Origin of the sequence: Desulfitobacterium dehalogenans ATCC 51507 (assembly GCF_000243155.2) — a bacterium.
GTDB classification, from domain to species: domain Bacteria; phylum Bacillota; class Desulfitobacteriia; order Desulfitobacteriales; family Desulfitobacteriaceae; genus Desulfitobacterium; species Desulfitobacterium dehalogenans.
The window spans coordinates 540,080-552,992 of sequence record NC_018017.1 but is presented as its reverse complement, the minus strand read 5'-3'; the positions used below and the strand labels follow the sequence as shown (position 1 = coordinate 552,992).

Annotated in this window: 10 protein-coding genes; 1 reads left to right on the top strand and 9 read right to left on the bottom strand. The window is 47.0% G+C overall.

Going from position 1 to position 12,913, the window contains the following annotated elements; all coding sequences use genetic code 11:
* Window positions 1-415 precede the first annotated feature (415 nt).
* The 6 genes from DESDE_RS02615 to DESDE_RS02590 all read right to left on the bottom strand — a co-directional run bounded on the left by DESDE_RS02615 (window position 416) and on the right by DESDE_RS02590 (window position 7,886).
* Complete coding sequence (locus DESDE_RS02615) at window positions 416-742, bottom strand: thioredoxin family protein (RefSeq protein ID WP_014792487.1); 327 nt, start codon at window positions 740-742, stop codon at window positions 416-418.
* 23 nt (window positions 743-765) lie between these two features.
* Window positions 766-2,811, bottom strand: coding sequence for an alkaline phosphatase family protein (locus tag DESDE_RS02610; RefSeq protein WP_041917194.1), 2,046 nt, complete (start codon window positions 2,809-2,811; stop codon window positions 766-768).
* Between the two features lie 200 nt (window positions 2,812-3,011).
* Window positions 3,012-4,745, bottom strand: coding sequence for a methyl-accepting chemotaxis protein (locus DESDE_RS02605; protein WP_014792485.1), 1,734 nt, complete (start codon window positions 4,743-4,745; stop codon window positions 3,012-3,014).
* Between the two features lie 119 nt (window positions 4,746-4,864).
* Window positions 4,865-5,878: a tripartite tricarboxylate transporter substrate binding protein gene (locus DESDE_RS02600; protein ID WP_014792484.1), complete on the bottom strand. Its 1,014-nt coding sequence runs from the start codon at window positions 5,876-5,878 to the stop codon at window positions 4,865-4,867.
* 21 nt (window positions 5,879-5,899) lie between these two features.
* Window positions 5,900-7,408, bottom strand: coding sequence for a tripartite tricarboxylate transporter permease (locus DESDE_RS02595; RefSeq protein WP_014792483.1), 1,509 nt, complete (start codon window positions 7,406-7,408; stop codon window positions 5,900-5,902).
* 13 nt (window positions 7,409-7,421) lie between these two features.
* Complete coding sequence (locus DESDE_RS02590) at window positions 7,422-7,886, bottom strand: tripartite tricarboxylate transporter TctB family protein (protein WP_014792482.1); 465 nt, start codon at window positions 7,884-7,886, stop codon at window positions 7,422-7,424.
* A gap of 314 nt (window positions 7,887-8,200) precedes the next feature.
* Here DESDE_RS02590 and DESDE_RS02585 point away from each other — a divergent pair, with 314 nt between their 5' ends.
* A complete protein-coding gene (locus DESDE_RS02585; protein WP_014792481.1) occupies window positions 8,201-9,103 on the top strand; it encodes a LysR family transcriptional regulator in 903 nt (300 codons plus the stop codon).
* Between the two features lie 45 nt (window positions 9,104-9,148).
* On the opposite strand, the gene DESDE_RS02580 is transcribed toward DESDE_RS02585, so the two are convergent.
* The 3 genes from DESDE_RS02580 to DESDE_RS02570 form a co-directional block, all read right to left on the bottom strand.
* Complete coding sequence (locus tag DESDE_RS02580; protein WP_014792480.1) at window positions 9,149-10,327, bottom strand: acetyl-CoA C-acetyltransferase; 1,179 nt, start codon at window positions 10,325-10,327, stop codon at window positions 9,149-9,151.
* A gap of 53 nt (window positions 10,328-10,380) precedes the next feature.
* Entirely contained in the window at window positions 10,381-11,124 is a 744-nt protein-coding gene (locus DESDE_RS02575) for a glucose 1-dehydrogenase (RefSeq protein ID WP_041917192.1), read from the bottom strand.
* Window positions 11,125-11,438: 314 nt separating this feature from the next.
* Entirely contained in the window at window positions 11,439-12,875 is a 1,437-nt protein-coding gene (locus tag DESDE_RS02570; RefSeq protein WP_041917191.1) for a sigma-54 interaction domain-containing protein, read from the bottom strand.
* Window positions 12,876-12,913 lie beyond the last annotated feature (38 nt).

Here is a 12,913-nt window from a genome sequence, read left to right as displayed (position 1 = left end):
AAAATCTATTTCGATGCGGAATCGAAGCAAGCAGTCAATAAGCAAAACTGTATGGTGCAGAAAATCGACAATCAGGCGGATCCCATGTATTTTACGTCAATGTTGTCACCGCATTGAACGGCTGGACATCTGGTATCCGCGTGGTTTCTATATTAATTTTCCCCCGGAATTTCGCGGAACAGACAGCTGGAAAAGTCGCTGATGACCAGAGCTTTTAATCCAATATTAAGGTAAAGAAACCCATCCGATATCATAAGCTGATGATATCGAATGGGCTTCTTAAATTCATATGAATATAAGGTGCTTGGGACATGTGATGTGATGAGAGTCTACCGTTCCCCTAATTACCCGTAATTCGGCTCCAACTTTTCGACTACTGCTTCAATCGGTATAAAGTAGGGACAAGAGAACCCTATCACCCCTCACCAACCTCCATAATCTTATCACTCACCTTCTCATCATCCACGGCGCCCACCAGTTTTCCCTGAAACTCCCCGTCTTTGAAGAAAAGAATCTGGGGAACCCCTTTGAGGGAAAATCTTTGGTATAAAGCCTGTTCATCTTCCACATCGACATAATAAAACCCGAATTTGCCCTCGTAGTCAGGCTGCATTTCTTCCAGAATCGGAACTACTCCTTTGCAGACATGACAGGTTTTTCTCGAAAAGATCACCAGGCAGGGGCTCCCTTGATCATAAATAATCTCTTCAAAGCTCTTGGCATTTAATCGTTGTAAGGACATATCTTTCCAACCTCCTGTTGGCTTTAAATTTCTTCCGTAAGAATTTGATGGACAGGTGAGCCCTCGGACTGAGCCGGTAAACGAACGCCGCTCAGGAAAGCCATGGTCGGCGCGATATCTACCTGACGAATGACCCGTTCCGTTTTAAAGCCTTCTTTGATTCCCGGTCCGGCTGCCACAAAAATCGGGGAAAGGGATGTATCGGCATAGCCGTTTTGGGTGGATAAGGAGTCCGCGTGGATAACATTGAAGGTCTCTTCTTTGAAGTAGACGATATCCCCGCACTCCGGTCCGCTCAGACCGAGAATCACAGCATCCTTATTGCGCATAGCCAGGGCCACAACCCGTTTGCCGGTTTTGTGATCCCGGTATTGGTACAAATCGGAGATGATCTGGGTTTCCAAATCGTATTGGTCTTTAGGGTCAACGATTCCGTGCTCATCTCGGCCGATCAAGTTGATATAAATATGATTGCCGCGGCTGGCCACTGCTTTGGTATTGGCCCAATCAAATTCGTGAGTCCGGTTGCCGTTTTCATCCAGAAGCATTTTGGTATAACCCAGTTCTTCCATGACCGGTGTGGTGATGCCGCCGGCTTCACCCAATTCCACGCCGTGATTTTCCTGGCAGCTCAAGCCATGATCCGCAGTGACAATGATAGTCCAGCCTTCATCCAGATAAGGCAGGAATCTTCCTATATAATTATCGGTCTGAATGTACATTCTCTCGATAAATACCTTGTAAGCTTCTTCATTATTCTTCCACATCTCCTGATGCTTGGCAAAATGCCAGAACAGATGACCGCCATTATCCACATTATGCAGATGGGAATAGATGATATCATACTTATTATGTTTCATAAAATAGGTCAGGCAATCGGCCTGCCATTGTGAATAGTGGTCCCAGGTGGGAATAAATACTTTGTCAACCAGGATTTCGTTAGCGCCGTTCACTACCGGTCTGTTAGGAACATACCCGATATTATCGATAACTTCCTTGTACAAACTCTTGGGGTGGAATAAGTCATCCCGGCTCACATCCAAGGCCATACCGATCAGCATGGTGACCTGAGAACCGTCAGGACTGATGGTTAAGGCGTGGTAGTTTCTGTTGCCTAAAACAGGTTCTCCGTCATCATTCGTGATGGTATCCACCACATCATAAGCTGATTGTTCGGCTTTAAGAGTCACAAGAGGCTCGGCATCCTTCTTGGATTTATAAACCTGAACCGTATCGTAAACACCCTGTTCGTTTTGTAAAAGCAGGACCGGACGGCGGTCCAGGCCTTTGCCCAGGATAATAGTAAACTCCTTGGCGCCGGCGGGTGCATTAGCCCAACCTGCAGCTTCTTTGATCGGTGACTTGACTGAATCGGCAATCATTTTGGCCAGGACATTGACCTCATTTTCCTCTTCACAAGTAATGATATTTTTAATAACTTTGGCACCGCTTGATATGGCTGCTCTTAAATAACTGACTTCCCCATCATCTTCAAGTAATTCTTCCACATTCTCAATGATACAACCGGCGCCAGGGGTAATAGTGGAAGTATTCGGCAGGAATTGTACCTCTGTAAATTTATCTGAAGCAACGACTATCTTGGAAATATCTATACCGGCAATGCCAGTATTAATGGTCTGGGGCTGAGTACCGTCAACAACATGAAGGTTGGGACTATCCGAAGTGGCAGGCCATGAGCTGCCCGGCCAATGCCATACCAAGGTTTTCTTGTCGGCTTCTTCAGCATAAATATTCCACAGCGGTTCAGCTTTGCAGCGTCTGGAGTCCAGATTATAGACCAGACTATCCAACTGACCATGATTATGCCCAAAGAAGCAGGTAATGCCGTGGGTTCCCGGATAGGCGCCGGTAGACAAGGTTGTCCAGAGAGTCGGTGTAACGGTGGGCACGGCCCCTAATAAGACCAGATCGTCCCGGCAGGAGCCTCTGTCGATGAACTTTTGCAAATTGGGCATTTTGCCTTGGTCCAGGAACTTTTTGGCCAGCCTTGGCTCAAATCCATCGACTCCGATCACTGCGATTTTTTCTGTTAGAGCTTTCCTCTTCATTTTCATAATCATCCTTTCGTCATCTATACTATGCAAATTTTTCAGCTTATCCTGAGTTCATTGCCCAATGCCCCCGGAAATCATCTCTAAAAAAATTATACTATAGTTAATCTGGGGTGATAATTAACGATTAAGGAGGATTGATAAGCTATAGCTATCAATTAAATCAAGAGCTTTATTGGCCATGATGGACAAAACCATTAAATTTTGAACTTCTCCACCATGGTATTCAAGTTTATAGCGTGTTCGGCCTGGATCTGGGCGGCCTTAGCCACGTGCTCCATAACCTTGGCCATCTGGCCCATATTTTGGGCGATTTCCTGGGAACTGCCGGTGGTTTCCTGAACTGAAGCCGAAACAGTTTGAATGGCGTTACTCATTTGTTCGATGGCGGTAAGCATTTGTTCTGAAGTCGCAGCAAAGTCTTCCACCAGCGTTCCTACCTTATGGGCATCTTTGGCGTGCTGTCCTTCCGCCTCCACAAGCATCTCATAATCAGGAATGACCTTTTCCTCAATAAACTTTAAAACTTCCGAGGAATTTCGGGAAAGATGGCCAAATGCTTCTGTTACTTTACTGATCACTGCATGAATTCCAGCCACAGTCTGTGCCGATTGTTCGGCCAGCTTCCGTACCTCCTCTGCGACAACCGCAAAGCCCCTTCCCTGCTCTCCGGCCCGGGCTGCTTCAATAGCGGCGTTCAAAGCCAGGAGATTGGTCTGCTCAGCAATACCGTCGATGGTTTCAGCCATGATCCTGATTTCCTGAACCACTTCACCGTTTTTAATCGCTGCGATGATTTCTGCTTGTTTTTGCTGATAAATGCTCAGGGTCGCTCCTCTTGAAGCTTCAGCATTTTCACGCATCATCTGGGCCTTCTTCTCGATTTCCTGGACAATTCTGCTGCCCTCAGAGGCTTTCCCGGCAAGCATACCGGCGCCTTTGCTGATCTCCGTCCCCGAGGCTAGCATTTCTTCCCCAGAGGCAGCAGTCTCCTCCATTCCTGCCGCAATCTGTTCCGCCCCGGCATTGATGTTTTGTCCCTGAGCGTTCAGTTCCTCAGCCGACACCGATAATTCCGCTCCCACTGTCTTAAGGTCTTCGGCAGCTTCCTTAACATGTTCCAGGAGGCGGCTCATGTTACTGTCGATATCATCATAGGCTCGGGCTAATTGGCCAATTTCATCCTTCCTCCTGATTAAACTTTTTTGTTGATCCGTAGAAAAATCACCTTGGGCAAATAATTTGGCTTGCTCAACTGCAGCTAGAATCGGACGGCTGATCATCCTGCCTAGGATCAGGCTGAGCAACAAGGCCAAAGCAAAACCGCAAGCCGTCAGTATCATAATAATCATTCTGGCTTCAGCAAAATCCTGTTCCGAAGCACGCTGAAGATCTTCGTTGTATGCCAAGGAACAACGAATCATGCTTTCGATGATTCCTTCTACCTTAGCCTGCTGCAGACCGGCTTGCTGATTAAAGTCGCCGGCTAAGGCATAGTTTTTCAGTTCAACTGCTGTCATCGCCTTTTCTCTCAAGTCCCGGTAAACAGTTACCTCACTTTTGAATTCCGCTAACAGTTCTTTTTCTTCTTCGGTTAAGTTAAGCATTTGATACTGCTGGATCAACAGGTCGTTATCCTCGATGGACTGGGCAATAACCCTTCGGGAATCGCCGATCACTGCAGGATCTTCCGAAACCTGGCTCTTCCAGACTACGCTGACCATCTCCGCAGCCCCTTTATCAAAGCTCTTATTCAAGTCTTCCAAAATGAGAATAGGCTGGATGCCATCCTGGGTAATTCTTTTGAGGTTATCGTTGACTTTACCCAGGTTAATCAGCCCGGTTATGCCAACAGTCAGGATTAATAGGGCCATCAGCAAAAAGCATATAAAAAGTTTTCTACTTGTTTTTAAATTAATAAACCATCCCATTTCTACTGATCCCACTTTCTTTTTGAAGTACTTCAGGTAAACGTTCAAAAGAATGAGAATGGATTTTTACATAAAAACCCATTCTCATTAAACAATTACACTATTGGATCTCCAAAGAGTTACTGACGAACGCCTATGGAATCAAACAATTGGGTATAGCGTTCAACCTGTTCTTTAATTGAATTATTATAATCTGCAGTATTCATATAGCTGATATTGGCGTGAAGTTCTTTCATCTTGTCCATAAACTCCGGATCTTTTACCATTTCGGCGATGGTTTCATCCCATTTCTTCACGATATAATCAGGGGTGCCTTTCGGAGCACTTATACCCCCATACCAAGTCACGTTAATATCTATGCCAAGTTCCTGACAAGTAGGTACATCCGGGAATAAAGGGCTCCTCTCTTTGGCTGCGATAGCAAGAACTTTTAATTTACCGCCTGCAGCAAGAGGATAGGTTTCCTGCACGGACTGATCACCCAAAATGGCATGGCCTCCGGCGATCATTGTAATTCCCTCACTGCCGCTCGTTACAAGAATCGGTTGGGTTTCTTTGTAATCCACGCCAATGGCTTTACACAATTCGGCGGCAGTAAGTGCATTCATACTTGTCGCGCTTAAACTGGTATGGGTTAATTTTTCCGGATTCTGCTTAGTCCATTCGACAAGCTCCTTCATATCCTTAAAAGAAGAATCGGCCGCAACAGAAAAACACATGGGGTTTTCCACAAATTTAGATACAAAAATTCTATCCTCAAGCTTTATCGGTGGGTTTTTCATTCCGGCAACCATCAACACGGAAGAGGCAATATTATCTGCCACGACAGTATATCCGTCCGGTTTACCCTGCATTAAACCATACTGCAATCCGGTAACATTACCCGCACCGGGTTTGTTAACTACCAGAATAGGCTGATTCCATTTTTTGCTTACATAATCGGCAACAGCACGGGCTGTCAGATCCGTGAGACCTCCGGGACCGGCCGGAACCACCAGTTCTATTTGCCGTGTCGGATAAGGCGGTTCCTCCTTGGCAGTTTGTGATGGCCCCTGGGCGGATTGTGATGAGCACCCGGCAAGGATAACTGTCAAAAGCAAGATACCGATGACCCAAATCATTTTCTTTTTCATTAATAAATCCCCCATTATTATTTATTTTACTTCAAAACCAGAGTTGTCTATTCTGCTTTGAGTCCGCCGCCTGAGCTTAATGGAAATAACCAGAAAGATACCGGTGGCAACAAGGAGAGTTAAGGAAATCGGGCGTTGAAAGAAAATGAAGGGGTTTTCAAACGCCATCCCAAAGGACTGTAAAAGGGACCTCTCCAACATGGGGCCAAGGATAAAACAGATGATGAAAGGGACGACCGGCCAATTAAATTTGTTCATAAAGTATCCTAAAACGCCGAAGATCAGAGCGACCAGAACATCAAACATATCGTTGCGGACAGTATACGCTCCCACGATAGATATCAGTAAAATAATCGGAGCCAAGATACCATAAGGTATTTGCGTTAACTTAGCCCAAAGTCCAACCAGAGGAAGATTGAGAACCAGACACATCACATTCCCGATAAACATGCTGGCGATGACTGCCCAGACAAAGTCTCCATTCTGTTCAAACAGCAATGGTCCGGGGGTAAGGCCGTAAATCATCAGCCCACCTAAAAGAACAGCCAGAGGCGGGGAGGCCGGAATGCCAAGGGCGAATAAGGGAATGAAACCGGCTGAGCTTGTGGCATTATTGGCGGACTCAGGGGCGGCTACACCTTCAATGGCCCCCTTGCCGAACCGTTCCGGTGTTTTTGAACATTTTTTCTCTAAATCATAGGCCAGAAAGGTGGTTACCGCCGGGGAACACCCGGGCAATAATCCCATAAAGAACCCCAGGGCACCGCCGCGGAAGATGGATTTGATACTTTGCTTCAAATCTTTAAGACCTGGAAAAACCGAGCCGATATTGCCCATGGAGATGGCGATTTTCTTCTCCTCGATCCCGTTCAGCACTTCACTGATGGCAAACAAGCCGATGACGACGCTGATCACATCAAGGCCGCCCCATAAGGAGGTAGAGCCAAAGGTCAGCCGCGGCATATTGGTCATGGTTCCCAAGCCGATCAAGGAGAGAAGGTAGCCGAAAAAGCCCATGGCCAAGGCTTTGCTTATGGATGCTCCCCCTAAGCTTACGACGATGGTCAGGGCCAGCAACATCAGGGCAAAATACTCCGGCGGACCGAACTTAAGCGCCTGCTCGGCAAAAAGGGGTGCAAAAAAGGTCAGGGCAACGATCCCCATGATCCCGGCGATAAAGGAACCAATCGCCGCGATCCCCAGAGCCGGTCCTCCCCGTCCCTGCTGGGCCATGGGATAACCGTCGAGACAGGTGGGCACAGAAGCCACTTCCCCGGGAATGTTTAACAGGATCGCCGTGGAGGAGCCGCCATACATGGCTCCATAGTAGATTCCTGCCAGCATAATGATCGCCTGTGTCGGCGGCAGGACGGCGGTAAGGGGCAGCAAAATGGCAATGGCCGAGGTCGGCCCTAAACCGGGCAGGACGCCGACCATGGTGCCGACAAAAGCGCCCAGGGCAGCCATCAATATATTAGAGGGTTCCAGAGCCAAGGCAAATCCGGAGAACAACATTTGTAATGCTTCCATCTAAATACCCCCGTTAAAAAATAGTGATGAGCGGCTGTGGAAATGGGGTCTTCAGCCACATTACAAAGATTCCGTAAAAGACAATAATAAGCAGCGCCGAAAATACTGTACATCGCAGCCACCCATAATCACCGATGGTTCGGAATAAACCCAGGCCGATCATAAAGGTACTGGCCGGGTAGCCGATGACCTGCAATAACCCCCAATAAGCGAACACTAAACCCATCACGAACAGCATCTTTTTGCGCAGCTGTCCGGTGGGGAACTCCGCCTGTTCATCTCCCTGGGGCTTAAGCACAAAGAGGAACAGCCCTCCGAGAATAAGCAGTGCCACACCCAGAAAGCCGATAAATGTTTCGTCACCGACTATGGAGCGGCCAATATGCATAGGATACAGCCGGATCGCTTCATAAACAGCCAACCCGCCGATAACAAGGAGCATTCCACCGGCGATCCGGTCCGCCAGCAAAGTTTTCACGGCTCCACACCTCCTCCGCAAGGTGCTGGGGAAATTTCAACTGCGGTTTTACCATAACGTTGTATGTTCATAAACTTCCTCCCCTACATTTTGCACTGAGTCTGATCATGGGCTCTAAAGCTGCAGTCATATCACCTTCCCCATGGTTTGATTGATTGAACTGTTGATTAGTCCAAGGGATTACATTCACAACATAGTGTTTATTTATTTCCAATTATCTTTTATATGAATTATACTATAGTTAATCTGAGGTGATAATTAACGATTAGGAATGATTGATAAGCTATAGCTATCAATTAAATGGAGGTGATCAGATGGAAATGCGGCAGCTTCGCTATTTCGATTCTATAGTTAAATATGGAACAATGAGAGAGGCAGCAGCCAAGCTTTTTATAAGTGAACCTTCCATAAGCCAGCAAATCAGTGAATTGCAAAAAGAAATTGGCTTACCGTTATTTGAGAAGCAAGGAAGAAACGTCGTCTTAACTTCGGAAGGCAAACAACTTTTACCCTTAGTACAAGCCATCCTTGAAGCGGTTACAGAGCTTGAAACCGGTATTTCTGAAATACTAAATCCCGGATCCGGACTGATAAGGCTCGGTGTCATTCCTATTACAAGGCTGGATTTAGTTCCTAAAAAGCTCACAGAATTCGTTAAAATTTATCCTGATATTTGTGTTGAACTAATTGAAAGCGGGACATTGGAGATTATTGAGCGGCTGCTTAACGATACCATGGATGTTGCTTTAATTGCTGCAAACAGTAGAATAAAATCACTCATGGAATTGTCAGGTATTAAATATAAAGTAATATCCAATGCCAATTCGGTGGCGGTTGTCTCATGTTCTCATCCTTTAGCAAAGTATGAGAAGATTTCATTCAGCCAGCTCTTGGATGAGCGAATCATTTTGCGTCGTCAAGGGATTTATCGCGAAGAGATTGATAATTTTTTGGGAGACTCCGTAAAACATGATGGCATTTATTCCACAGACACCTATGAAACTTCTATCAAACTAGTCGATTCAAATCTCGGAATTGCCATAATGCCTGAAACCTTTATTAGCGCCTATGGATTAAATGAAGGCTCTAAAATAAAAATACTTTTCCTGGATGACTTCCAAGTATCCTTGGATATATGCTTTATTTATAAAAAGAGAAATTATTACCCATTGTATCTTACCAATTTCATGCGGATATTTACAGATACTCATGATTAATGTGCAGTAAGCCCACCGGAAAATCCGGGGGCTTACTGTTTTTCATCAGCGCTCAACGACAACGGCGATACCCTGCCCGCCGCCGATACAAAGGGTCGCCAGGCCAAGCTTATCCTTGCGTTTTTTCATTTCGTGCAATAAAGTAACGAGAATACGGGTGCCACTGGCGCCGATGGGATGCCCTAGAGCAATGGCGCCTCCATTGACATTCACCTTCTCCGCGGGAAAGCCCAACTCTTTGGCCACGGCCAGGGTTTGTGAAGCAAAGGCTTCATTGGCTTCGATCAGATCGAGCTCATCCAGCGTAACATCTGCCTTCTTCAAGGCCTTTTTTACGGCAGTGACCGGCCCCACTCCCATAATCGCCGGGTCCACCCCTGCCATTCCGTAGCCTTTAATGGTCGCTAGATAAGGGAGTCCCAGAGAATCAGCTCTCTCTTTACTCATCAGCACACAAGCCGCGGCAGCATCATTAATGCCGGAAGCATTCCCGGCGGTTACCGTGCCGTCTTTTTTAAAGGCCGGTTTTAACTTCGCTAAAGTTTCCACCGTTGTTCCCACCCGGGGATGCTCATCGGTATCGAAAATAACCGGTTCTCCTTTTCTTTGCGGGATCGCCACCGGGACGATCTCCTCTGTAAAGCGGCCTCTTTCCATCGCCGCCACAGCCTTGGCCTGACTCCAGGCCGCAAACTCATCCTGCTCCGCGCGGCTGATGCCGTATCTTTCAGCCACATTTTCTGCGGTAATGCCCATATGATAATCATTGAAAGCACACCACAGGCCATCCTTAAGCATGCTGTCCACAATGGTTCCATTGCCCATGCGTTGGCCCCATCTCGCCTGCTCCAAGAGAAAGGTCGCATCCGACATGCTTTCCATCCCGCCCGCTACAACACTATCGGCATCTCCGGCCATAATAGCCTGGGCAGCTAAAACGACCGATTTAAGTCCGGAACCGCAAACCACATTAATGGTTTGGGCTGTCGTTTCCACAGGCAACCCCGCTTTCAAAGCCACCTGGCGGGCAGGATTCTGCCCAAGTCCGGCTTGCAGAACATTGCCCATGATGACTTCATCCACTTGTTCTCCCTTAATACCTGCTCTGTGCACCGCTTCCTGAATAACCAGCGCTCCTAAATTGATGGCACCATATCCTTTCAAAGTGCCTCCGAATGAAGCGATGGGCGTACGAACCGCACTGACGATGACGACGTCCTGCAAATCTATCCCTCCCCGCTGTTCACGTATTAAAGCTTGCCTTCCAAATTTTCGTATTATCTGTACATATAGCCTCCGGCTACCAAAAGTTCCTCGCCGGTAACAAAGGAGGCTTCTTCACTGCACAAATAAGCGATAACGTCAGCCACTTCCGATGGTTGGCCCATTCGCTTAAATGCGGTTTTATTGATATATTCCTCAAGCGCACTTTCCGGCACGGCGCGCATCATCTCCGTATCAATCACCCCAGGGCGCACACAGTTCACGTTGATGTTATATCTTCCGCCTTCTCTGGCCAGACTCTTGGTAAAAGCAATCGTGCCCGCTTTGGTGAAAGAATAGTTGGCCTGCCCGGCTTCGCCGCTGGAATTGGTGGAAGACAAGTTGCAGATCTTGCCGTACTTTTTCTCTTTCATAATCAGCCAGGCTTCCTGGGTGCAGTTAAACAAACCTTTGCCATTCACGGCCATCACATCATCCCATTGCTGCTCCGTCATTTTATGAAAGATGGCGTCCCGCGTAATTCCGGCATTATTGACAAGGATATCCACCGTACCAAACTTCGCCATAATCGCTGCAAAAGCAGCCTTTACTTCGTCACCCCTGACAACATTGCAGCCTAGACCGATAACCTTTTCGCCGCTGGGATCAAGTTTCAGCGCCAGTTGCTGGGCGCCGGCAGCATCCACATCAAGAACCGCAAGCTTTGCTCCCTCCGCGTAAAACTTTTTGACAATCGCTTCCCCGATACCTTTGGCTCCACCGGTAATTACGGCAACTCTGCCCTCAAATCTTGCCATAAACAACACCTTCCTCTTTATGCTTTTTGTCTTTGAGATCCCTCTCAAATAACTTTTGAGTCAATCTTTAGTACAAGCAAAAAGCATGCCAGGTTACCAATGAAGTTCTTTGCTTAGATTTATCAAGTTTTTAGGATTTTTCCAACCGCACTTAAGGATACACCTCTTTGCCTATGGTAAATTTGCAATAAGATATGTAGCATAGCTACAACATGTCTTATTACCACGACTAAATGAAGTCGCTTAAATGGACTGAAGGTAAAAAGCAAGCCCCTCCGGAACCGGCTGGAGAGGCTTGCTTTCTTAATTTATGTTCAACTTTTTTCCCGCTCCCTCAGATGGGCGACCTGAACCTTTCGGTAGATCGCTGAGCGGTCGATACCTAATATCCGTGCGGCTTCACTTACGCACCCATGGCATTCCCGCAAGATATTCTTTATATATTCCTGCTCTACTTGACTCATGATCTTCCTGAGCGGGGCTTTGGAATTTACCTGAATGCGAAAGGTCCCGTTTTCCTCATGATCTTGGCCCGCTGCACGATTTCCCGGCCGATTTGACATGTCCTCAACCTGATAATCGATCACACGGCCCCTGGTCGTGATCACCAGGCGTTCAATCAAATTGCGCAGTTCGCGGACATTTCCGGGCCAGCTATAGTTCAGAAACCCATTGAGGGTTTCGGTTGAAAACACCTTGTCATACCCATATTTTTTATTTAATTCCTTCAGAAACATATGACTTATGGTCATAATATCCTCCGGGCGGTCGCGCAGCGGAGCCAGATGAAGAGGCACAACATTAATACGGTAAAAGAGATCTTCTCGGAATGTTTTATTCTCAACCATCTTCTCTAAATCACGGTTTGTGGCACAAATCAAGCGAAAGTCAATTTTGCGCGAAGTGATGCCCCCTATTCTTCTCACGTCGCCGTTCTCCAGGACACGCAATAATTTGGCCTGCAGGACAAGGGGCATCTCACCGATCTCATCCAGGAAGATCGTTCCCCGATCGGCCAGTTCAAATAATCCGGGTTTTCCTTTGGCATCCGCGCCGGTAAAGGATCCTTTTTCATAGCCAAACAGTTCAGCTTCAATCAAATTTTCGGGAATGGCTGAACAATTCACGGTGATAAAGGCTTCCTTGGCCCGGCGGCTGATACTGTAGATATACTTGGCCAATATTTCTTTGCCCGTACCGGATTCGCCGTACAACAGGACAGAAGACTCTGTGGGTCCTACCCAGTTCGCTTCCAGCACTATATTCTTCATGGCCGTACTCTCAGCAACCAAATGCTTATTTCTAACGCCTTGCTCTCTTAAGTACCGGACCTCCTCTTTATAGCGCTGAACAAGTTCCCGCTCTTTATCCAAAGTCTGGGCCAGTTTCACGAGGGTATCCTGGTCCCGGCTGTTGCTGATGACCATGGTGATATTGCCTAGCCTATCGAATAAGGGCCGGCTGGTGCACATCAGATTGACTCCATCCCTGGTTTTGATCGTCCCGGTCACGGTGGTTCTCTTTTCAATAGCTTCCAAGGCTATGGATTTATCCCAATACCCTTCTTCAACAAGCTCCTGGATATTTTTACCGACCATCTGGTTAATAGACAGGTTCAGCAGCCGTTCGGCCGTCGGATTGGCCATTAAGATATTCCCTTCAGCATCGGTAACAAAAATGGAATCATAAGAATTATCCATGACTTCCTCAAGGGAATAGGCGTTGCTATGCATAGAACTCGGCTCAATCATTGATCGTTCACCCTTTTATTAATTCTCATAATTCGCTT